Genomic DNA, 22,575 nt, shown 5'->3' with positions numbered 1-22,575 from the left:
CGTTTTTTTATTTTATGAGAGAAAGAGGAGTGTGGAGTAGCAATGAAAGAAGGAACGTTTCGTCGGAAAATGGAATCCCGGCATATCGTCATGCTGTCACTTGGCGGTGTCATCGGGACGGGATTATTTTTAAGTACAGGTTATACGCTGGAGCAGGCGGGGCGTGTCGGAACGATTTTATCGTACTTGGTCGGAGCGCTTGCCGTATATCTCGTCATGCTGTGTTTGGGAGAGTTAGCAGTACATATGCCGGAAACTGGCGCCTTTCATAGTTATGCGACGAAGTACATCGGATCCGGAACCGGTTATACGGTGGCATGGCTCTACTGGTTGACGTGGACGGTCGCCCTCGGGTCGGAATTCACGGCAGCCGGCTTGTTGATGCAACGCTGGTTCCCGGACGTTCCGGTCTGGCTGTTCAGCGCGCTATTCGTCGTTATGATTTTAGGAATCAATGTCTTGACGGTTCGGTTGTTCGCAGAAGTCGAATTTTGGTTTTCCGCCGTCAAGGTGCTGACGATTTTAGTGTTCATCGTCCTGGGGACAGCGGCGATCGTCGGATTTTTACCGCTTGCCGATGGATCGCAGGCTCCGATGCTTGCTCCTTTGACGGAGGGTGGACTGTTTCCAAACGGAGCATTCGCCATCTTGATGACCATGCTCGCGGTCAACTTTGCCTATTCCGGAACAGAGTTGATCGGGATTGCGGCAGGTGAAGCCGTTGATCCGAAACGAACGGTGCCGCTGGCCATTCGAACGACTGTCTTCCGGCTGGTGCTATTTTTTGTCGGAACGATCATTGTGCTCGCGATTCTTTTACCAAACGACTCAAAAGGAGTGCTCGAAAGTCCGTTCGTTGCCGTGTTCGAACGGATCGGTCTCCCGTTTGCAGCCGACATCATGAACTTCGTCATCCTGACGGCGATTTTGTCGGCAGCGAACTCCGGTCTGTATGCCGCTTCACGGATGTTATGGTCTTTATCCGATCAACGGATGATTACGCCGTTCTTTTCTAAATTAAATGCAAGCGGAGTCCCGACACGTGCCGTTCTCTTCAGTATGATCGGTGGTCTGCTTGCCTTATTTTCCAGTGTCTATGCCCCGGGTTCCGTCTACATTGCTCTTGTCTCGATCTCGGGACTGGCAGTCGTCGTCGTCTGGATGAGCATCAGTGCCTCACAGTTCATGTTCCGCAAACGGTATCTGCAAGAGGGACATGATGTCAGCGATTTGGTCTACCGGACGCCCTGGTATCCGTTTGTACCGATTTTATCTTTTTTGATGTGCCTGGCTTCTTTAATCGGCATCGCCTTTGATCCGACGCAACGGGTCGCCCTTTATTTTGGTGTTCCTTTTATCGCAGTCTGTTACATCATTCATCATCTAACGAAAACATCATGGAAACGGAGTGTGGAAGATGTCAAAGAACAACAATCCAGTTGAGGAATTATTAAAAAAACAGCCTTATATTTTATTGGACGGAGCATTAGCGACGGAACTCGAGCGTCACGGGAGTAATCTCGACGACCCGCTGTGGTCGGCACGGGTCCTGCTTGAAGAACCGGAACAGATTCACCGGGTCCATGCGGATTATTTTAAGATTGGAGCAGATTGTGCCATTACGTCGAGTTATCAAGCAAGTGTCACCGGATTCGGCAGTCGGGGAATTAAAGAAGGGGAAGCGGTTGAACTGATCAAACAAACGGTGTACCTGGCACAACAGGCGCGTGCGGAAACCGGACAGGCAGCGGATCACGCTCTGATTGCAGGATCGATTGGTCCTTATGGTGCCTACTTATCGGACGGATCTGAGTATGTCGGTCATTACGGAGTCGACGATGCGCAGCTCGAAGCATTTCACCGTCCACGGCTTGAAGCGTTGATTGAAGCAGGGGCGGACGTGTTAGCATTTGAGACGATTCCGTCCTTGCAGGAAGCAAAAGTGCTGTTCCGACTGCTCGAAGAATTTCCGGAACAATCGGCCTGGCTCGCTTTTTCCCTGCGTGACGCAACACATATCAGTGAAGGAACGCCGTTAAGTGAGTGTATCGAGGCGTTAGGGGAGCATCCACAACTGGCAGCAATCGGCGCAAACTGTTTTCCGGCATCGATCGCGACGGAGTTCATCACGACATTAAAACAACTGACCGATGTGCCGATCATCGTTTATCCGAATTCCGGTGAACAGTATGATCCGGTCAGCAAGACCTGGTCCGGTGAAGCGGTGTGCACGGCGTTTGAAGACATTGCCCCGGAGTGGTATGCGGCAGGTGCCCGGTTGATTGGTGGATGTTGCCGCACGACACCGGAGCAGATTGAGCGGATTCAACAGAAGGTGACAATTGCTTAACCGGCAGTCATGTCTGATGAAGAACAAAAGGGATTGACTCAAAAAGGAACCACTCTTTCTTTCACGCACTTTCCTCAGGCGAGACACAAGCCAGCTTTCCTGCCCTATCCAGGCAGGGAAGCTGGTCTTGTTTGTCTCTGACAGCGCAAGCAGGCTTGCGCTTTTTCCTGTAGGAGTAGCATGAAACGGGTGGTTCCTTTTAAACGAGACGAGGGTGACAGAATTGTAATCTGCCACCCTCGTCTTTGTAGAGACTAACTTTTGAATCAGCCGTTATACTGATCGTTCGTATTTGCAAGAACTCACCGTTCCCGTAATGCTTGGTTAAATTGTTTCAGCAATCGGCCAAATGATTCGGCATCTTCATCCGGCCAGTCGTTTACTAGTCGTTCGATACTCGTTAAACGGGCCGTCCGGTAAATCTCGAGCTCCTGTTGACCATAATCTGTGATGTTGTAAAAGAAGGCCCGGCCGTCTGTCGGGTCTTTTATTTTTTCAACTAATTTTTTCTGATCGAGCGCAGCCGCTTGCCGGCTGACGGTCGAGACGTCAAGTTGTAACTCACGGGCAAGGGTTTTGACACCGACTTGACCAGAATCCGATAACTGGCGCAAGAGTAAATAGGAAGCACGGTCCAAGTTCCGATTATCCGCCGTCGCCGTCGTTAGACGACGAATAAGAATCGCCAGTTCCAGTTCGATTGTTTCCAGGGATTGATTCGACATATTGTCACCTCTCATTAGCATTCATTGCCCTCATCATTACGCACAGGCTGTCCTCTGTCAATCAAAGGCAGGCTTCTTGACAGGGTTATAGTTGTATTATACAATCATAAATGTTATTTAATTGTGTCGTGAAACTTATTGTTATGAACTTATTTTAATTACAGCGTCTGATGAAGGAGAATTCCGATGAAAGCTTATCAATCGATGAAAGAAACCGTCATTACAGTCAATGAAGAGGATACGATCCGGACGGTAGTGGAACGTTTTATCACTTCCGGTATCAGTGGAGTCCCGGTCGTCAACGGCCAGCAGGAAGTCGTCGGCTATATCAGTGACGGGGATATCATGCGGGCTATCGGCAAACATAAAGACATCATTGTCGATACGTTTTTATATGTCGATGTCATCAAAGGCGATGACGAAAACTATGAAGAGCGTGTCCGTCAGATCCTGACACGTCCCGTCATGGACATGGCACGCCGAAAAGTCGTGACGGCGACGACAGAAACCGAAATGGAAGAAATTGCGGCTACGCTCGGTTCAAAACGAATTAAAAAATTACCGATTCTAAAAGACGGCAAGCTCGTCGGAATCATCAGTCGCGGTGACGTCATCCGTCACTCCTTTAAACAGTTTATTTAAGAAAGAAGGATTTATATGGCTCTTGCTGAAAAAACAACGACACTTACGCCTGAGACAGTTTTATCGGAAAGCAAACATGGTTTACTGCACCAACCGATCGCTGTTTGGGCGGTATTCTTTGCCAGTATCACGGCATTCATGGGAATGGGACTCGTCAATCCGGTCCTACCGACGATTGCCGAAAACCTTGAAGCATCAAAAAGTGAAGTTACGCTACTATTTACAAGCTATAACGCCGTCATGGCATTTGCGATGCTGATTACCGGCGCGATTTCTTCACGGATTGGTCAAAAGGGGACATTGATGCTCGGGATTGCGGTTATCGCAACCGTTGCTGGTTTTGCGTCACAGGCCGACAGTATTTGGACACTTGTCGCGTTACGCGGCGGTTGGGGACTCGGAAATGCACTGTTCGTCGCAACAGCGCTCGCAGCGATCGTTTCCCTGTCATCCGGCGGAACAGCGAAAGCAATCATCTTATATGAAGCAGCAGTCGGTCTCGGTATTTCAATCGGTCCACTGCTCGGTGGAACACTCGGTTCGATCACATGGCGCGCGCCTTTCATGGGTGTTGCGACGATCATGGTCATCGCGTTCCTCGTGTTGTTATTCCTGATGCCGAAACCGGTCGCAACAGCGACACCAGCGAAAAAGATTTCATTGATTGCACCGTTCCAGGCCATGAAACACCGGTCTTTACTGACACTTGGAATCGTTGCAGCCTTGTATAACGTCGGCTTCTTTACGATCATGGCCTATGCACCGTTCGTCATGAAATTACCGGCAAAAGGACTCGGCTTCGTCTTCCTCGGTTGGGGGATGTTGCTTGCTCTGACATCCGTTTTAACAGCGCCAAAATTAAAACAATGGCTCGGAACAATCAAAGCAATGGTACTGATGCTGCTCTTGTTCGCCGTCTTATTGTTATTAATGGGGATCTTTACCGAAACACCAGCTGTCGTCATCGTCTGTGTTATTCTTGCCGGGGCAGTGCTCGGGAATAACAATACGTTGATTACGACGGCAGTGATGGATGCAGCACCGGTCGAACGTTCGACGGCATCCGCTGCATACAGTTTCTTACGTTTTCTCGGGGCAGCCATCGCGCCATTCATGGCCGGTAAATTGGCTGAAATCTATAACGCTAACCTGCCGTTTTATGTCGGTAGCGCGTTCGTCTTACTGTCTGTCGTCATCATCGGGGTCAATCTCAAACACATTCGTCACATCGACACAGCAGATAGTGGACATTGATTTAAACAGCAAACGTCCCTTCTTTCGCCAAATCAGCGGAAGAAGGGACGTTTTTTTAGTGGTCTCAGGGTTTTGGATACGTCGTTTCCAGAAAAGCGACGGAATGGACGATCAGTTCCCTTAAGACAAGTAGGTCGACATCTGCTAGTTTATTGATATAGACACAGCTTTTTCCGCTCTTGTGTTTGCCGAGACGCACCAGGAACTGCTCGCGTTCCGGACCTGTTGCGAAGTATAGACTGATGTTCGCTTTGCGGGGCGAGAATCCGACAAGAAATGAATCGCCTTCATGTCCGGAAGAATACCGATAATGATAGTGACCAAATCCGATCATCGTGTCCCCCCACATAACGGCCGGATACCCGGTCATCTCTTCAAAAATCTGTCGTAATTGCTCACAGTCTGTCCGTTTTGACAATGGTGTGATCGTATTCAAAAAGCCATCGACGCTTTGATCCGTCGGTAACGTCTTTTGCTGATTAGTCATAAGAAAACCCCTTTCGCGAGTGGGCGACAGTCATTTCGATTCGATACAAACCCATTCCCTGTCTAACGGGGATTCATTCAAAAAGAGGTGATTCTATTGAAACATATAATCTCGTTTGCAGGATATGATGAGACGATTGACTGGCACATCATCGAAGTGAATCAAGCTTTGGCTACATTGCAACTGGAAGTATGGCATCAAGAAATCAAGCTGCATCAAATGACGTTATCCTTTTCGGAGTATGACCGATTTGCCCGCGAATTTCGGGTCGTTCATGAACAGTTACCGGGAATCGTTTTTTTTGAAAAAGGTGATTTTACATTTGAGCTGATCTACGACCGGCTCGGTCATGTCCGGATCGAATGGTGTCTTGCCGGTGAACCGAAACACGTCCTGCCGTCTGATCAGAGTTATGTTGGGCAAGCGCTCGCTCTAATTGGTGTCTACACTTAAAAATCCTCCATCTGTCCCTGAAACAGATGGAGGATTTTTTCAGTCATAGGAATGTAGCGCAAGATGCATACACAACTCGATCGTTTCCGCATATTCCGACAGGGGAATCGACTCATCGATTTGATGGGCCAGCCGGAAATCGTGGAACGAAGCCACTGCAATCGGGAAGCTTCGGGTCGCCTGGCTGAACATGGCACCGTCTGTCCCGCCAGGAATCGCGACGCGCTGTGTCGGCTGCTGTCGGATTGATTCCATCGTGTCCGCGACAATTTTTAAGAACGGATCGTTTCGGTCCGTCTCACAGGAGGGGATATCCTTGATGACCGTGACTTCCATCGAGAAGCTGTCGTCCTGTTGACGCAGGCGTTGGTTGACTTCTTCGAGCACTTGCAAGACCTGCTCCCGTCCGAATCCCGGAATCGTCCGGATGTCCATATAAAACGCAGCCCGGCTCGGAATGACGTTTGGTCCTTCACCGCCTGTGATTGACGTGATGGAAGCGACGACCGGACCAAGGTCCGGGTGACTGTGGTCGGTGATTGTAAATCGGTCGGATTTCACTTCGCGGATAACCCGATATAAATCATCGATGGCATTTTTACCAAGTTGGGGCGAAGAGCTGTGAGCACTTTTTCCCGTACACGATACTTCAACACCGACGACACCTTTTTGGGCATAGCCGAGATAACCGCTCGTTGGTTCCGTGATCAAGAGGGCGTCTAAATCATCGGCGTCACCACGTTCCGTTAAATGGCGGGCTCCGGTCATGCCGTTTTCTTCATCGGATGTAATCAACAATTTCAGATGGTTTGGCAAGTCATCGCGTTGATTTAATTCAATCATCATACTGACCATCGCCATGACGCCGGACTTCATGTCGGAAGCACCGCGTCCGTAAATCCGTCCCTCCTCGATTGCACCGCCGAACGGATCTTTTGTCCATTCACTGATTTTAACCGGCACCGTATCCAGGTGACCGGAGAAACCAATCGTTTTCGGATGAGTGGCGGAAGCACCGGCTTGAATCGTAGCGACGAGACAAATCCGTTTCGGTGATACTTCAATCCAGTCGGTTTTGATACCGTGGGATGTCAATAACTCATAGACATAGGTTGCGACGTTCTCTTCCCCGTCGAGTGGATTGGTACTTGGGATTTGTAAACAGCGTTGCAAATAAGTAATCGGTTCTGTAAGCATATTTTCTCCTCCTTTACTGTTCTGTTCCCGTTTCCAGACAGTTGCGTGAGGTAAACGAATGCCCAAAATATTTAAAGGAACTGAATTTCTTAAACTTCAATCGTTTGAAAATGAACAAAAAAACACGATTCCTGATTCAGGAACCGTGCTGAACAGAAAACCGAAACTGTTTATTCAGCGTCTGTTTTCCATTTGTCGTCGATTAACATTTCACCCGGCCACGTATAGGCCATGATGCCGCCGTCAGCCGTGATGTCTTCACCCGTGACGTAAGAACTGTCATCTGACGCCAGGAACAGGGCAACCGTTGCCATCTCACGCGGTTTACCGAGACGCCCGAGTGGTGTGATCCACGCGTTAGCGTCGCGGAACTGTTTTCCTTGTTCTTCTTCTTTTCCGCCGACGAGCGTGTCGATCAGCGGTGTTTCGATCGTCCCCGGTGAAAGCGAGTTGACGCGGATGCCGTCGCGGGCATAATCAATTGCCATCGCGCGTGTGAAGTTGGCGATACCACCTTTTGCCGCGTTGTAGCCTGAACGATTCAAATCGGCTGCACGTCCCGACATCGATGATGTATTGATGATCGATCCGCCGTTTTTCAGCATCAATGGAATGACGAATTTACTCGTTAAGAACGTCCCGCGTAAATCGACTGCAATGATTTGATCAAACAGTTCGATTGGATATTCATGGACTTTCCCGCCTTGTTGGTCAATCCCGGCATTGTTGAACAGAACATCAACCGTTCCGTATGTAGATTGTAGGTGGTCTGCGAGTTGCTTCACGCTGTCGACTTGTGAGACATCGACATGAACTGCTTCTGCTTTTCCGCCTGCTTGCTCAATTTGTTCAACAGTTGCTTGTGCTTTTTCAAGATTGACGTCCGCACAGACGACGGTCGCTCCTTGTTCTGCAAAGACAAGTGCTGTCGCTTGACCGATTCCTGTGGCTGAGCCGGTAATGACGGCTACTTTGTTTTCAAGTCGTTTCATAAAAAATCTCCTCCTAAAAATAATATCCGATGTTGTGCTTCACCTTATGAAACATTCCCTACGTCAATCGGACTAAACCCGTTAAACTGTCTAACGTTTTGGAGGAACGGGAACAACTCAAACAGGAAAGCGCAACACGAAAGGGATGAGAACGCTGACATCAGAACAACTCAAACTAGCAAAAAAACTCTTAACAGAAGCCGTTCAGCATCAAATCGAGTTAGCAAATGGACCGATGAAAGAGGAATTAATTGAAGGAACGACACCCGTCTTATGGTTCGGTGATGCAACAAAAAAGAGTTGGTTGACGGTTGCGACGAATCCGTCAGCGGGACAGTTTTTAAAGAAGGATGGAACGCTGCGTTTTGATTCGACGGGTCCGTTCTTTTTACTCGAGTCGGGTATGTCTTTAGAGACCTATCTAACGGAGCAACACGTTGAACAAACAATCCACAAGTTTAAGCACTATTTTCAACAAAAAGATGTCTATAAGACATGGTTCGGAAAAGAACAGGGTGGAAAACTGGAAGGGTTCCTAAATGGATTCGGTGCGTCCTTTTATGATGACGCTCTCCTTCCGGTCATTCATACGGATTTTTTTCCGTTTCCGACCAGACGCTACATGGGGACAATTGCGATGCGACAGGATCTCGAACAGACGGACTTTGGACAAACTTTCTTGAAAAAGCTGCTGCCGTTGTTTTCCCTGCATGGCATCATTTTGCTCGGACGCGAGCACACGGACCGTTTTCGGAAACTGGATCCAAGCATCACGTGGCAAGACCCCGTCGCTTTGACCGATTATCCGGATGCCGTCGTCGAAATTGGTTACTCCGCTGAATTCGGGATTCCGGTCATCGGACTTCACTTTAAACCAAGCGAACAGTTCCTTGGTCTCGGCAGTCGTCCTGACGAAAAGGGCAGGAGTCACGGGACATACGGTTCGACAAAAGGATTGCGTGATATCGGGCGGCAGGTGCGGCAAAAACTTGATGCACTATATGAATTGGAGGATTGACAGCCGTTTTTGTATCCGTAATAATGGAAATGAATTAGCACTCTATCTTATAGAGTGCTAAAAAAACAGGGGGTATCGAAAATGGAAACGAAACAATTCAAAGCAGAATCAAAACGATTGCTCGAAATGATGATTCATTCCATCTACACACATAAGGAAATCTTTTTACGTGAGTTGATTTCGAACGCCAGTGACGCCATGGATAAGATTTACTACAAAGTGTTGACGGACGAGACGATTACGTTCGACAAAGAAGCCTACAAAATTACGATTGAACCAAATAAAGAAACACGCCAGCTGATTCTACGGGATACGGGAATCGGGATGACAAAAGACGAGCTGGAAGAAAACCTCGGAACCATCGCGAAAAGCGGATCGCTCGCTTTTAAAGCAGAAAATGAATCAAAGGACGGTCATGACATTATCGGACAGTTCGGTGTCGGTTTCTATTCCGCGTTTATGGTCGCCGACATCGTGACGGTTGTGACGAAACCGTTTGGCAGTGACGTCGCCTATAAGTGGGAGTCACGCGGAGTCGACGGGTATACAATCGAAGAGGTTGAAAAAGAGACGGTCGGAACAGACATTACGTTGCACATCAAAGCGAATGAAGAGGAAGAAAACTATGATGAATACTTAGAACCGTCTCGTCTCCGGAGTATCGTCAAGAAATACTCGGACTTCATCCGGTATCCGATTGAGATGGCGGAAACAGAACAGCGTCCGGTTGACGGATCAGACGAAACAGAGACGGTCACGGTCATGAAAACGGTCAATAGCATGGTGCCGATCTGGCGAAAAAATAAGCGGGAGCTGACGGATGAAGATTACCGTAACTTCTACCAGGAGAAACGTTACGGATTCGATGCACCGATCAAACACATTCACATCAGTGCCGACGGAGCCGTCCGCTACCAGTCGATCCTGTTTATTCCGGAGCAACCGTCGTTTGATTATTATTCAAAAGAGTTCGAGAAAGGACTTGAACTGTATGCGAACGGTGTATTGATCATGGAAAAATGCAGTGATCTGCTACCGGATCATTTCAGCTTCGTCAAAGGAATGGTTGATTCAGAAGACTTGTCGCTCAACATCTCGCGTGAAATGCTGCAACACGACCGCCAGTTGAAATTGATTGCGAAGAATATTCAAAGCAAAATCAAGACACAACTGGAAGCATTACTGCGTGACGACCGGGAAAAATACGAGACGTTTTACCAAGCGTTTGGCCGTCAATTAAAGTTCGGCATCTACAACGATTACGGCATGCAAAAAGATACGGTAAAAGATCTTGTTCTGTTCCATTCGGCAAAAGAGAAAAAACTAGTGACACTCGCAGAGTACGTCGCTGCCATGCCGGAAGAGCAGAAATACATCTATTACGCGTCAGGTGAAAGCACAGACCGTTTGGATAAATTACCGCAATCCGAGCTCGTCAAAGATAAAGGATTCGATATCCTCTATTTCACGGAAGAAATTGATGAATTTGCGATTCAAATGCTTCTCAACTATGACGGAAAAGAGTTTAAGTCCGTCACGAGCAGTGACCTTGGCATCGAGCAGACGGAACAGGCGGAAACGACCGAGACACAAGTCGAGATGTTTAAAGCGATGCAGGAGGTACTCGCGGGACAAGTCAAAGAAGTCAAAGCCTCGACCCGCTTAAAATCACATCCGGTCTGCTTTGCAACGGATGGTGCGGTCTCAATCGAAATGGAGAAAATCCTCAAAGCGATGCCAAATAACCAGGACATCGCAGCCGTCAAAATCCTGGAATTGAATACATCGCATGATGTGTTCCAGGCAATTGAGACGGCTTATGCAGAAGACCGTCCGAAATTCGAACGGTACACGAAGTTGATGTATCAACAAGCCTTGTTGATGGAAGGTTTACCGATTGAAGACCCGGTTGCGTTTGCGAACGAAGTCTGCGCATTGATGGTCTGATCTTTCATGAAATGAAGAAATCCCAGTGCATCAATTGTGCACTGGGATTTTTTTAGCTACCGAAATAGGAGGACAACTGCTTCATCAAATAATCTTTATTTTCTTCAAACTGTCGCTTCCGGTGTCCGTTCGCTCCGGAAGGGTGCGGGAAACCAAATAACACAGTATGTTTTTTAATTCGTCCTTGATGAAGCAATGTCCGGACTGTTGACTCGACGACACGTCCGAATGGGACAAGAATGACAGGGGCGGTTAACTGATTCAATTCCGCTGCGAAATGCTCGTACGCGTAATGTTGCAGCAGCGGTGTCCGGTCAATCTTTGGTTGATGTCCCGTATAATTTTTATCCCGGTAAAAAACAGGATGTCTCAGAATTGAAGTGGTGTGTAACAGTTCCTGATTTGTATGAAATAACGTGGCGGTTGAAGCAATATTCAGCAGACGATGTAGTTCAAGTTCATCTAACATCGCTGTCAAATTACGCCGCATGGGACCGGCGAAACTGGCACTGTATTTGACGAGTTTTGATGTTTCTTCGATTGTGGCACCATGGTGGAAGGCATCAGCCGCTTCTTCATAAGCAAGCCGCATCTGTTCAAATCCTGGTGTGATACCAATGAAGACTATTTTGGCAGAACGATTGATATATTCTCCGATCGGTGAGTAGTAAACGGATAATTCCTGCTCCTGTTGTAATAGGAAACCGTCTATGAACAAGTCCTGGCGCGTCAAGGATCGATCAATCGGTAAGGCCCGGATGGCCTGTTCAAAAATCGATAATGAATTCAGCATGATAAGTCCTCTCTCTTTCTGTATTGGACCTATGATAACAAATAATGGTATTACATACAATTTCAACCCATATCAATATAGTGAGGGGTCTCTTGAAATTTAAAAAAACCTTGCGACCAAATTGGAGGCAAGGCTGTTCTAAAATGAGTTATGAAGAAGTACGTTCTTTGACAGAAGCTACTTCATACGTGATGATTTCACTGCCGAGCATCGGTGATTCCTCTTGTTTACCGTCTTTTTGTTCCGGACGTTTGTGAGAAGCTTTAAAGTCATCGCTGTTGCGCCAAGCTTCAAAATGCTTCATGTCTTCCCAGTACATGTTGACGTTCATTTCATCATGCTCGTCGAGTCCTTGCGTCAAGAGAACCTCGACACGGACAAACCCCTCCATCGTATCAAGACCACTTGGACGAGTGAAACGTGGTGCGAGTGCTGCTGCCATTCCTTTTTTGACTTTAATCCGATTCGTAACGACGATCATTGGATAGTCCCCCTTTAGAATGAAATGCGTACATTCATAGTATAGTACGATGAAACCAACAATGCTTGAAAGAAGGAATCAAATATGAATGAAAAAGAGTACGAAGAACGGTTACGCATCGAGACGATTGATATTCAGCACCTTTACAATGCGTTCAGCCATTACAACCGGTATGAACCGACACCTTATGCGGCGCTAGAGGAATTGTGTGCCGTCTATCCATTCGATTATACGGATACGGTAATTGATTTCGGATGCGGAAAAGGCCGGTTGAACTTTTATCTGCATGACCGGTTTGATTGTTCCGTCATCGGTGTTGAGATGAACGGACAATTTTATGAAGATGCCCTTATGAATCAAGTCACCTACATGAAAAAGATGAAGAGACGGCGGGGAAGTATCCGTTTTGAACATACGTATGCGGAAGCCTATCCGATTCCGGATGATGTCACGAAATGTTACTTTTTTAATCCGTTTTCCGTCCAGATCTTTATGAAGGTCGTTGATCAAATCTTAGCATCCGTTGAACGGCATCCGCGTCCGGTGGATTTGATTCTCTATTACCCGGCAGACGAATACCGATATTATTTAGAGAATCAAACGATTTTTGAACAGGTGGAAGAAGTCCGTCTGAAAGAACTTTTTGAAAAAAATCATGACGAACGATTCGTGATTTATCGGGTAGATCTGTCCCAAGAAGTACCAAAACGGGTATAAGGTACTAACGGCAAGCACCCCAAAAAGTGAGGCGATTCGGATGATTCATTTACAGCACGTGACGAAAGAATTTGCGCCGAAACGAGGTTTATTTGATGTCAGTTTCACGGTCGAACCGGGTATGGTGTTTGGTTTTATCGGACCGAACGGAGCCGGGAAATCAACGGCAATCCGTCAATTGATGGGCCTGATTCAAGCAGATTCCGGTCATGCGACCATCGGTGGATATGACTGTTGGAACCAATCACAGGATGTAAAACGAATTGTCGGCTATTTACCGGGTGAGATTAATTTGCCGGGTGATTTTACAGGCGAACAGGTCCTGCATTTGATGCAACAACTCCATCAAAGCAAACCGGAACGTCAATCGGCGTTGCTGGAACAGTTTCCCTTCGAGACGAAAACGAAAATTCGGAAGATGTCGAAAGGAATGAAACAAAAGTTGGCCTTAGTGGGCTGCTTCATGAAGGATGCTCCGGTCTATCTGCTTGATGAACCGACCAGTGGACTCGATCCCTTGATGCAGGAACGTTTTTTAAGCTTGATTGACAACGAACGGCAGCGCGGGAAAGCGATTTTGATGAGTTCACATCATTTTCCGGAGATGGAAAAATCGTGTGATCGGGCAGCATTGATTAAAGAAGGGCGAATCATCATCGAGTCAGACATCCATGAGTTGGTCCGTTCGAGCCGGAAACAGTACACGATTGAATTTGGTCTGGAAGCACATGCGGAACGGTTTGCACTTCAAATCGGAAGTCAACGCGTTCAAAATCATGTTTCTTTTTTCACGAGCAACGAACAGACGCTGAATCAAATCATCCGTCTTTTAACCGAATATGATGTACGGGCGATTCAAACTTCAGCAGATGATTTAGAACATGTCTTCTTACATTATTATAGTGAGGAGGAACCATCATGATGACGATCGTTTGGTCGTTACTCAAGCATAACGGGAAACCAATCACCGCATACGCGGTCGGGACGAGTCTGTATCTATTGATGCTTGCCGCACTTTATCCCTCGATGATGAAGACGGGATTGCTGGAAGCAAAGCTCCAAGCACTGCCACCGGAAGTTTTAAAAGCCTTCCAATACGATAAAGTGACAGGTTTTAATAACGTGCTCGATTTACTGGGCGGGAATTATTACGGACTGATTTTTCAAATCATCGCGTCCCTGTTCTTATTATCGCTTGCTGCACGACTGCTCGCACGGCCGATTGATAACGGAGAATTGATTTTATACCTCGCAGCTCCGATTACGCGTCACCAATACACAGCATCGGCGATGATTGTGATGCTCGTCGCGAGTACATGCCTAGTGTTATGCAATACGTTCGTTTTACTGCTCGCTGACTGGTTTGTTTCCGGGGTTTCAATTGACGGTATGACGCTGGTCCGCTTTCAAGTAAACGCACTCTTCCTACTGTATGCCATCGGAGGGTTCACGTTGTGTATCGCCACGTTATTTGATGATGAACGACGTGCCTTTTCGATTGCCGGCAGTGTACTCGTACTGTCGATTGTCTTGATGATCGGAGCCGGTCTCAGTGAAAAAACGGACTGGATGCGTTACGGCTCGATTTTCAGTTTGTTCAACACACAACAATTATTAGAAGGAACCGAGCACTTCTTTTTACATCTCCTGCTGTTAGCGGGTATCAGTGTGTTGTTCCATCTCGGAGCCTTTGTCAGTTTTCGGAAACGAAGTTTGTCGATTTGACACGACTAGACCAAAAAATAAGCCAAAGTGGACAAGAAAATTTACAGAAAGTGAACATTTAGGATTTGAACGTTGCGTAAGCGGCTGATTTTTACTAAGATAAAGGAATGTTATAGTTCTGGAAAAAGAAATGAGGTCTCACTAATGAATAAACCATCCATTTATGGATTAACACTTGAGCAGATGACTGAATGGTTATCGCATCAAGGTCACAAACCGTTCCGAGCAAAACAAGTCTGGGATTGGTTGTATCGTAAACGTGTCACTACTTTCGCAGAAATGACGAATGTCAACAAGGATTGCCTTGAGTTGTTAGATCAGAGTTTTGCGATTAATTCAATGACGGAAGCCGTCAAGCAAGAATCAGCAGATGGAACAATCAAGTTCCTCTTCAAATTATATGACGGCAGCTTGATCGAAACGGTCCTGATGCGTCATAAGTACGGTTTGTCTGTCTGTGTCACGACACAAGTCGGCTGTAACATCGGCTGTAGCTTCTGCGCAAGTGGCTTGATCAAGAAGAGCCGTGATCTCTCGGCTGGAGAAATCGTCGAGCAAATCATGAACGTTCAGCATCACCTCGATGCGGTCGGTAAAGAAGAGCGTGTCAGCCACGTCGTCGTCATGGGTATCGGTGAGCCGTTTGATAACTTCGACAACATGGTCGATTTCTTGAACGTCATCAAAGATCATAACGGTCTTGCGATCGGTGCGCGTCACATCACGGTTTCGACAAGTGGACTCGCAGACAAAATCTATAAATTCGCAGATTTAAAACTTCAAGTCAACTTGGCGATTTCATTACATGCGCCAAACAACGAACTCCGGACACAAATCATGAAAATCAACCGTGCGATTCCGCTCGAGAAATTGATGCCTGCCATCGATTACTACGTCAAGACGACGAACCGGAAAATCACGATTGAGTACATCCTCTTACGTGGTGTCAACGACCAGAAAGCTCAAGCAATCGAGCTTGCGAAATTGTTCGAAGACAAACGTCATTTGACGTATGTCAACTTGATTCCGTATAATCCGGTTGACGAGCACGGTCAATATCAACGCAGTACGTCAGAAGATATTTCAACCTTCTACGACACGTTGAAAAAGAACGGTTTGAACTGTGGTGTCCGTCTTGAACATGGTACGGATATCGATGCCGCATGTGGTCAGCTCCGCAGTAAACAAATCAAAAAAGATACAGTCGCAGCAAAATAAGCAAGTGGAGCTTCCTGTCACTCTGACGGGAAGCTCTTTTGACGTCCTGCTGAAAGTAGCGCATAATGAGAGGTCACGTCTGATTCATTCATCGAACCAACACATAAACTATAAAAATAAATGAGGTATTCTTATGTCTAAAAAACCATTCACTGATTTTCAACTCAGTACTCCGATTCTAGAAGCGATTGAACAGCTCGGCTACCATACGCCGACGGATGTCCAACAAGCAGTCATTCCGGTCGCTTTATCGGAAAAAGATATCATCGTCAAATCACGGACCGGCAGCGGGAAAACGGCATCGTTCGGAATTCCGCTCTGTGAGCTCGTCGAGTGGGAAGAAAACAAACCACAGGCGTTGATTTTAACGCCAACGCGTGAGCTGGCCCTGCAAGTCACGGAAGATGTCATGAACATCGGTCGTTATAAACGAATTAAAGCGACAGCTGTGTTCGGGAAACAACCATTCCGCGGACAAGTCGCAGAACTAAAACAGAAGACACACATCGTTGTCGGAACGCCGGGACGTGTGCTCGATCACTTGGAGCGGGGCACGTTGTCGCTTGAAAAAGTGAAATATCTGGTCCTTGACGAGGCGGACGAGATGCTGAACATGGGCTTCCTCGATCAGGTCGATACGATTTTAAAACAATTGCCGAAACAGCGGACGACGATGCTGTTTTCGGCGACGTTCCCGCAGGACATCCATCAGTTGAGTGACCGGTACATGCAGTCACCGAAGGAAGTCGAAATCCTGACAAAGGCAACGGAAATCGCAGAAATTGAACACAGTTACATTACGGTAACCGATAAAACGAAGTTTGCGGTCCTCAAAGACGTTACGGTCGTCGAAAATCCAGACCGATGCATGATTTTCTGCCGGACGAAAGAACACGTCGATTTCGTCGCCCAAGGGTTGGCATCGATGGATTATCCGGTTGAAAAAATTCACGGTGGCATGGAACAGGATGAGCGTCTCGCCGTCATGAAAGCCTTCCGGGCAGGTGAGTTCCGTTACCTCGTCGCAACAGACGTCGCAGCACGCGGGATCGATATTGAAAACATCACACACGTCATCCAGTACGACATGCCGGTCGAAAAGGAAAGTTATGTGCACCGGACAGGCCGGACGGGACGGGCAGGAGCACTCGGAAAAGCAATCAGCTTAGTGACCGAGTCGGATATGCGTCGTCTGCGTGAAGTCGAACAGTACCGCGGTGAGGCCATTGAAAGACGCCAAGCACCGACTGAAAAGGAACTGATTCGGACAGCGGATGCGTTTGAAGAGAAAATAACGACAGCTGACGTCCGGGCTTCAAAAACGGAACAGCTCAATGCCGACATCATGAAATTGTATTTTAACGGCGGGAAGAAAAAGAAACTGCGTGCCGTTGATTTCGTCGGAACGATTGCGAAAATCGAAGGCATGACCGCGCAAGATATCGGAATCATCACGATTCAGGATACCGTCACGTACGTGGAAATCCTGAACGGAAAAGGTCCGCTTGTCTTACGGGCGATGAAGACAATAAAAGTCAAAGGCAAACAGTTGAAAGTGTACGAAGCGTTCAAAAAATAAATGGCAGCAGCCGTCTAAAGAGATATCACTCTCTTAAGACGGCTGTTTTTGTGTCAGGTGCTGTCCGAGATGAAGTCCGCTCGCAGCTGCTTGCGACAGCGAGTGTGTCACACCGGAGCAATCACCGATTGCATACAATCCTCGGATATCCGTTTCAAAGACAGGAGACGTCGACAACACCGGGGCATAAAATTTTCCATCCATACCGTACAGTAACGTATCCGGAGAGAGTGGCGTCTCGAGGAGGTGTTCAAGTCGGTCTAGAAATTCCAACAAGACCGTGATGTCGGTATCGGGCACTTCCTCGATCAGATTTCCGGGTGTCGCTTCCAGGGTCGGTCTGACTTTATTTTCAACGAGAGCATGTGGCTGTGTAGAGTGACCGGCACGCAAATCATCAAGCCGTTGCACGACAATCCGGTCCGTCCCTTGGTTGATGCGTCCGATGACGGAAGCAGCATAGTGATTCGCTTCTTCGAGTGTCGCAAAATAACGCGGTAAAAACAGCGTGAAGTTCAAGTTGGTCGTTCCGGACTCCTGTTCGCGAAAATTCTGACCGTCCGGCATGACGAGACCCTCCTGATGTTTGCGGATGATTCGTCCTTTCGGATTCATGCAGTACGTGACCGCCGTTCCGGCTGCTGACGCATAGGCCAATTTTGTTTCGAATGTATCCTGTAACAGTTTCCGGAATGCCGTTTCCTCCATCTCGATCCGGATGCCGAGGTCGAGACGGGTTTTATTTTGAACTAATCTAAGCGTTTGCAGTTGTTGCTGCATCCAGGTCGTACCGGAACGTCCGGTCGCGAAGACGACGCGTTGACTCGAAAATGTTTCGTGTTCAGTCGTGAGCAGAAATCCGTCCGCTTGCTGTTCGATTGTCGCAACAGCCGTCTCAAAACGAAAGGTGACGTGTTCGTGAAGTGCGGCTTCGAGCCGTCTTAAAATCCGTTCCGATAGTGCGGTCCCTAAATGCCGGACCGTCGTTTCGATTGTCTCAAGACCGGCAACTTTTGCCCGATTAGCTAAAACGGGATTAGACGTGGAGTACGATTCGACTTCGTCCGCACCGTAACGGCACAAAAGGGCATCGACCTGTTGCATCAGGTGGAGCGTCTTCTCCGGTCCTAGCTTTTGAGCAAGTTCGCCTCCGAATCCGGCAGAATAGTTGTATTTTCCTTCTGATTTACCAAGTCCGCCAAAGCCAAGGTAGGCTTCCTGTTTCGTCCGTTGCGCAAGTGGTTTTCCGGCATCAATCAACAGAACCGTCTGTCCCTGTTCCATCAGTTCATGGGCTAAAAAGATTCCGGCGATACCGGCACCGATAATCGTGACATCATACATCATTTGACCAGCTCCTTTTGGTCAGTATACAAAAAAACCGAATTCCTGTTGAGGAATCCGGTCGGTTGCTTGTGATTATTTCCAGTCTGTGATGTCGTTGATTGGCAGACGAACCGATGGGTAACCAGCGTCAACTGCTTTCCCGATGGAAAGGAGCATGACAGGAAGGTAACGGTCTTTATCCATACCGAAGGCTTCGGCGATTTGATCTTTTTCGTAGCCACCGATTGGATTTGTATCATAACCGTGCGCACGTGCCACAAGCATCAATTGCATTGAGACGAGACCTGAATCGATCAAGATGCTGTCACGAAGTGTATCTGTATCTTCCGGGCTGTAGAAGCCTTTGATGGCAGGGACTTGGCGGTCACGGACTTCTTGCGGCATCAAGCCTTTTTCAACAGCCATATCATAGATTGTATCGATGCTGTCGACTGCATTCATATCACCAAAGACAGCGATGACAGCAGATGATGTCTCGACTTGGACTTGGTTGAATTTAGCGAGTGGAGCAAGCGTCGCTTTTCCTTCTGCACTGTCGATGACGAGGAAACGCCATGGTTGCATGTTGACAGAAGACGGAGCAAGTGTTGCTTCTTCAAGGATTTGTGTCATTTCTTCTTTTGAAATCTTAACGTTTGTGTCGTAGTTGCGGATTGAGCGGCGTCCTTTAACGATTTCCATAAAGTCTGTAGTTGTTTGAGTTGTCATAGTAATAATCTCCCTTTTTGTTGGTTCTCTATTTTTGGTTAGTACGGGTACTGCTTATTTCCAGTCTGTGATGTCGTTGATCGGCAGGCGAACTGACGGGTATCCTGTGTCGACTGCTTTTCCGATTGATAACAGCATAACTGGTACGTAACGGTCTTTTTCCATGCCGAATGCTTCCGCGATTTGATCTTTTTCATAACCGCCGATTGGGTTTGTATCATAACCGTGTGCACGGGCAACAAGCATCAATTGCATCGAGACGAGACCTGAATCAATCAAGATACTGTCTTTGAGTGCGCTAGCTGGTACGCTTTCGTACATGCCTTGAATCGCCGGTACTTGACGATCGCGGACTTCTTGCGGCATGAGCCCTTGTGCGACTGCTGTATCATAAATATTTTCGAGTTGATCAATCGCGTTCATGTCACCGAAGACCGCGATGACAGCAGATGATGTCTCGACTTGGACTTGGTTGAATTTAGCGAGTGGAGCAAGCGTCGCTTTTCCTTCTGCGCTGTCGATGACGAGGAAACGCCATGGCTGCATGTTGACAGAAGACGGGGCAAGTGTTGCTTCTTCAAGGATCTGTGTCATTTCTTCTTTTGAAATCTTAACGTTTGTGTCATAGTTACGGATCGAGCGGCGTCCTTTAACGATTTCCATGAAATCAGTTGTAGTTTGTGTAGTCATTTGAAAGTCTCCTTTTTAGTTAACGGTTGTTTTAGGTAAGGTGAGGGCATTCGTTTCAATTCGTTGCATCATCTGTGCCAACTGGTGTTGTTCGTCTGTCGTGAATCCTTCAAGCAACTGCTCGAGGAATTCGTCTTTTTGTTCGCGTAACCGTGTAATCCGGGTTGCACCTTCTGGCGTCAGTGAAACGAGAATGACGCGGTTATCTGTTGCGGAACGGACACGTTCAATCATACCGTTCGTTTCAAGATGTTTTAAATGTCGTGTCACAGCTGCATTATCAACGTTGACCCGTTGTTGCAACTCTTTTTGACTGATTGTCGTATCGACCTCGAGTTGGGCTAATAAGTCCATCCGGGTTTGACTGAAGCCGTCCGTACAAAGATCAAATTTTTGAGCAATCGTCTTATTGACGGAGACGATTGCATAAATCAGTCGTCCCTTTTCAGTACAGGAAATACTCAATTCATCACATCCTTCCCTTCGTTCGAAAAATCCTTGACGTATCAAAGATTGATATGTAAACGAATATAACGTGTCTACTTTCATGCTGCAACTAATATGCTTCATCTGCACAAAAAAGATACCATTTCACGTGAAATGGTATCGAGTCAGACGACTTAACTAATTTTTTGTTGTTTGCGGGGAATCGTTCCGGCATCAATCGCAGCAATCATCCGACGGAAATGACCCAGCCAAAACTGAAGAAACGGACCAATCAAGAAAATCGATAAGATCGTTCCGAAGAATACCGGTCCTCCGAGCAGCCAACCGATGCCGCAAGCGGTGATTTCCATAAATGTCCGCATCATCCGGATGGACGTACCGAACCGTTCAGCGAGCGTCAGGGTCAGTCCGTCCCTTGGTCCGGCTCCGTAGCCGACAGCGACGTACAGTCCTGCGCCCATCCCGATGATGAAGATGCCGGCAATCAGCCAAAGCGTATTCTGCCACAGGGAAGAAAATGAGGGCAGGAGGCCTGAACCGAGAACGAGGTTCATGAAAACCCCGACAAAAATCGCGTTGACGAGTGTGCCGACCTGCGGTGTAATCCGGTCGATTAAATATTTGACAAACACCAACAACAGACCGACGAGAAGGATAATCGTCCCGACGGAAAACGGCGTTTTATTTTGAAGACCAAGGTGAAGAACGTCCCAAGTCGAGACGCCAAGTTGTGCCGTGATCATCATCGATGAACCGACAGCGAGTAAAAAAAGACCGAATAAAAATAATGCCCATTTCAGGACAGAACGTAACAGCCAAGATGTGTGAATGGTCTGCTTCATGAATGGAAGACACCTCGTTTCAAAATCAAATTGATTCATTAACTGTACCATGTTTGATGGATGAAACTAAAGCGAATCCGCTATTTTCCATCCTGAGATGGAGGGAATCCGTCCTGCTTATTCGTATACTAATGAAAAGGAGGTCAGTCGATGCGAAAAATCCGCCATTTGATCCGTTTTACATATCTTGAAGCCATCTGTTGCGTGTTCCCGGTCGCGATTTTCCTGGCACTTGCTGCATCCCGTTATTTACCGGCGGAACCGATTGCCCGCTATGATCTGCTTTTAATCTGGTGTCTCCTCGTGCAAATCGTCCTACTTGTCACGCATTATGAATCAAAGGAAGAGTTTAAATTGATTTTAATTTTTCATGCGATTGGACTCGGACTTGAGCTATTTAAAGTCCAGGTTGGGTCCTGGAGTTATCCGGAAGCCGCCTTCAGCAAAGTATTTGGTGTTCCGCTCTATGCCGGCTTCATGTATGCGAGTGTCGCTAGCTACATCTGTCAGGCATTCCGTCGGTTTGATCTCCGTATCACACAGTTTCCCCGGCCTCTGTTTGCTTTAGCGACCGGTCTGCTCGTGTACGCCAACTTCTTTACCCATCATTGGTTGTTTGATTTCCGTTGGATTTTGATGGGACTTGTCGCTCTCGTCTTTTATAAGTCCTGGGTCTATTTCCGTCTGGATGAGACTGTCTACCGAATGCCGCTCGTTCTTTCGTTTGGTTTAATTGCCTGGTTCATCTGGCTGGCGGAAAACATCGTGACCTTTTTTAAGGGATGGGTGTATCCGAATCAGCAGGATGGATGGGAGCTGGTCGACTTCGGGAAATTATCGTCCTGGTTTTTACTGGTCATCATCACGATTTTGATTGTCTCCGTCGAAAAGTACCGGTTGGGTGATCGGTCAATCGAATTGAACTACCTCCACCTTCGCTTAGAGGTGGAGGATTCCTGAGTT

General features: G+C 47.4%; 24 protein-coding genes. 13 read left to right on the top strand and 11 right to left on the bottom strand.

Features of this window, described 5'->3' with window-relative positions; all coding sequences use genetic code 11:
• Window positions 1–42 precede the first annotated feature (42 nt).
• Both MUN34_RS13600 and mmuM read left to right on the top strand, forming a co-directional pair.
• The gene (locus MUN34_RS13600; RefSeq protein WP_247858080.1) at window positions 43–1,443 is read left to right on the top strand and encodes an amino acid permease; all 1,401 of its coding nucleotides are present in this window, start codon (window positions 43–45) and stop codon (window positions 1,441–1,443) included.
• The gene (gene mmuM / locus MUN34_RS13595; RefSeq protein WP_247858079.1) at window positions 1,418–2,350 is read left to right on the top strand and encodes a homocysteine S-methyltransferase; all 933 of its coding nucleotides are present in this window, start codon (window positions 1,418–1,420) and stop codon (window positions 2,348–2,350) included. Before MUN34_RS13600 ends, mmuM begins: the two co-directional genes overlap by 26 nt.
• A gap of 302 nt (window positions 2,351–2,652) precedes the next feature.
• Here the strand turns inward: mmuM and MUN34_RS13590 are convergent, their stop codons facing one another.
• Window positions 2,653–3,075, bottom strand: a complete 423-nt coding sequence (locus MUN34_RS13590; protein WP_026827077.1) for a MarR family winged helix-turn-helix transcriptional regulator — start codon at window positions 3,073–3,075, stop codon at window positions 2,653–2,655.
• A 186-nt stretch (window positions 3,076–3,261) separates the two neighbouring features.
• Between MUN34_RS13590 and MUN34_RS13585 the strand changes: the two genes are divergently transcribed.
• Both MUN34_RS13585 and MUN34_RS13580 read left to right on the top strand, forming a co-directional pair.
• Window positions 3,262–3,717: a CBS domain-containing protein gene (locus tag MUN34_RS13585; RefSeq protein WP_026827078.1), complete on the top strand. Its 456-nt coding sequence runs from the start codon at window positions 3,262–3,264 to the stop codon at window positions 3,715–3,717.
• A gap of 15 nt (window positions 3,718–3,732) precedes the next feature.
• Window positions 3,733–4,971: an MFS transporter gene (locus MUN34_RS13580; protein WP_247858078.1), complete on the top strand. Its 1,239-nt coding sequence runs from the start codon at window positions 3,733–3,735 to the stop codon at window positions 4,969–4,971.
• Window positions 4,972–5,035: 64 nt separating this feature from the next.
• Here MUN34_RS13580 and MUN34_RS13575 read toward each other — a convergent pair whose 3' ends face one another.
• Entirely contained in the window at window positions 5,036–5,458 is a 423-nt protein-coding gene (locus tag MUN34_RS13575; RefSeq protein WP_026827080.1) for a DUF1801 domain-containing protein, read from the bottom strand.
• Window positions 5,459–5,554: 96 nt separating this feature from the next.
• On the opposite strand from MUN34_RS13575, the gene MUN34_RS13570 reads away from it, so the two are divergent.
• The gene (locus tag MUN34_RS13570) at window positions 5,555–5,911 is read left to right on the top strand and encodes a hypothetical protein (protein ID WP_247858077.1); all 357 of its coding nucleotides are present in this window, start codon (window positions 5,555–5,557) and stop codon (window positions 5,909–5,911) included.
• Window positions 5,912–5,950: 39 nt separating this feature from the next.
• Here the strand turns inward: MUN34_RS13570 and MUN34_RS13565 are convergent, their stop codons facing one another.
• Window positions 5,951–7,108 (bottom strand): ArgE/DapE family deacylase, encoded by a 1,158-nt coding sequence (locus tag MUN34_RS13565; protein ID WP_247858076.1) that lies wholly within the window; start codon window positions 7,106–7,108, stop codon window positions 5,951–5,953.
• Between the two features lie 170 nt (window positions 7,109–7,278).
• Entirely contained in the window at window positions 7,279–8,100 is an 822-nt protein-coding gene (locus tag MUN34_RS13560) for an SDR family oxidoreductase (RefSeq protein WP_247858075.1), read from the bottom strand.
• Between the two features lie 145 nt (window positions 8,101–8,245).
• On the opposite strand from MUN34_RS13560, the gene MUN34_RS13555 reads away from it, so the two are divergent.
• Together MUN34_RS13555 and htpG are read left to right on the top strand one after the other, a co-directional pair.
• Window positions 8,246–9,118 carry a hypothetical protein gene (locus MUN34_RS13555; RefSeq protein WP_131973543.1) on the top strand — a complete coding sequence of 291 codons (873 nt, stop codon included), beginning with the start codon at window positions 8,246–8,248 and terminating at the stop codon, window positions 9,116–9,118.
• 81 nt (window positions 9,119–9,199) lie between these two features.
• The gene (gene htpG / locus MUN34_RS13550) at window positions 9,200–11,065 is read left to right on the top strand and encodes a molecular chaperone HtpG (protein WP_247858074.1); all 1,866 of its coding nucleotides are present in this window, start codon (window positions 9,200–9,202) and stop codon (window positions 11,063–11,065) included.
• Between the two features lie 52 nt (window positions 11,066–11,117).
• Here htpG and MUN34_RS13545 read toward each other — a convergent pair whose 3' ends face one another.
• A complete protein-coding gene (locus MUN34_RS13545) occupies window positions 11,118–11,858 on the bottom strand; it encodes a uracil-DNA glycosylase family protein (RefSeq protein ID WP_026827086.1) in 741 nt (246 codons plus the stop codon).
• A gap of 148 nt (window positions 11,859–12,006) precedes the next feature.
• Entirely contained in the window at window positions 12,007–12,339 is a 333-nt protein-coding gene (locus MUN34_RS13540; protein ID WP_012371839.1) for a heme oxygenase, read from the bottom strand.
• Window positions 12,340–12,423: 84 nt separating this feature from the next.
• Between MUN34_RS13540 and MUN34_RS13535 the strand changes: the two genes are divergently transcribed.
• The 5 genes from MUN34_RS13535 to MUN34_RS13515 all read left to right on the top strand — a co-directional run bounded on the left by MUN34_RS13535 (window position 12,424) and on the right by MUN34_RS13515 (window position 17,578).
• The gene (locus MUN34_RS13535) at window positions 12,424–13,056 is read left to right on the top strand and encodes a methyltransferase (protein WP_026827087.1); all 633 of its coding nucleotides are present in this window, start codon (window positions 12,424–12,426) and stop codon (window positions 13,054–13,056) included.
• 40 nt (window positions 13,057–13,096) lie between these two features.
• Window positions 13,097–13,978 (top strand): ABC transporter ATP-binding protein, encoded by an 882-nt coding sequence (locus MUN34_RS13530; RefSeq protein WP_131973540.1) that lies wholly within the window; start codon window positions 13,097–13,099, stop codon window positions 13,976–13,978.
• A complete protein-coding gene (locus MUN34_RS13525; RefSeq protein WP_247858073.1) occupies window positions 13,975–14,781 on the top strand; it encodes an ABC transporter permease subunit in 807 nt (268 codons plus the stop codon). Before MUN34_RS13530 ends, MUN34_RS13525 begins: the two co-directional genes overlap by 4 nt.
• A gap of 144 nt (window positions 14,782–14,925) precedes the next feature.
• Window positions 14,926–15,999, top strand: coding sequence for a dual-specificity RNA methyltransferase RlmN (gene rlmN, locus MUN34_RS13520; RefSeq protein WP_131503575.1), 1,074 nt, complete (start codon window positions 14,926–14,928; stop codon window positions 15,997–15,999).
• 133 nt (window positions 16,000–16,132) lie between these two features.
• Window positions 16,133–17,578 (top strand): DEAD/DEAH box helicase, encoded by a 1,446-nt coding sequence (locus MUN34_RS13515; protein WP_247858072.1) that lies wholly within the window; start codon window positions 16,133–16,135, stop codon window positions 17,576–17,578.
• Between the two features lie 33 nt (window positions 17,579–17,611).
• On the opposite strand, the gene MUN34_RS13510 is transcribed toward MUN34_RS13515, so the two are convergent.
• The 5 genes from MUN34_RS13510 to MUN34_RS13490 all read right to left on the bottom strand — a co-directional run bounded on the left by MUN34_RS13510 (window position 17,612) and on the right by MUN34_RS13490 (window position 21,612).
• Window positions 17,612–18,922 (bottom strand): NAD(P)/FAD-dependent oxidoreductase, encoded by a 1,311-nt coding sequence (locus MUN34_RS13510; protein WP_247858113.1) that lies wholly within the window; start codon window positions 18,920–18,922, stop codon window positions 17,612–17,614.
• A gap of 75 nt (window positions 18,923–18,997) precedes the next feature.
• Window positions 18,998–19,633: a nitroreductase family protein gene (locus MUN34_RS13505; RefSeq protein ID WP_026827093.1), complete on the bottom strand. Its 636-nt coding sequence runs from the start codon at window positions 19,631–19,633 to the stop codon at window positions 18,998–19,000.
• 54 nt (window positions 19,634–19,687) lie between these two features.
• Window positions 19,688–20,323: a nitroreductase family protein gene (locus tag MUN34_RS13500; RefSeq protein ID WP_247858071.1), complete on the bottom strand. Its 636-nt coding sequence runs from the start codon at window positions 20,321–20,323 to the stop codon at window positions 19,688–19,690.
• Window positions 20,324–20,338: 15 nt separating this feature from the next.
• The gene (locus MUN34_RS13495; protein ID WP_247858070.1) at window positions 20,339–20,788 is read right to left on the bottom strand and encodes a MarR family winged helix-turn-helix transcriptional regulator; all 450 of its coding nucleotides are present in this window, start codon (window positions 20,786–20,788) and stop codon (window positions 20,339–20,341) included.
• A gap of 155 nt (window positions 20,789–20,943) precedes the next feature.
• Complete coding sequence (locus MUN34_RS13490) at window positions 20,944–21,612, bottom strand: YczE/YyaS/YitT family protein (RefSeq protein WP_026827096.1); 669 nt, start codon at window positions 21,610–21,612, stop codon at window positions 20,944–20,946.
• Window positions 21,613–21,762: 150 nt separating this feature from the next.
• On the opposite strand from MUN34_RS13490, the gene MUN34_RS13485 reads away from it, so the two are divergent.
• Window positions 21,763–22,572, top strand: coding sequence for a DUF817 domain-containing protein (locus MUN34_RS13485; protein WP_247858069.1), 810 nt, complete (start codon window positions 21,763–21,765; stop codon window positions 22,570–22,572).
• Window positions 22,573–22,575: the final 3 nt, after the last annotated feature.

The organism is Exiguobacterium sp. 17-1, from assembly GCF_023096305.1.
In the GTDB taxonomy this organism is placed as follows: domain Bacteria; phylum Bacillota; class Bacilli; order Exiguobacteriales; family Exiguobacteriaceae; genus Exiguobacterium_A; species Exiguobacterium_A sibiricum_A.
The sequence above is the reverse complement of the archived record's forward strand: the minus strand, read 5'-3'. Positions and strand labels throughout refer to the sequence as shown.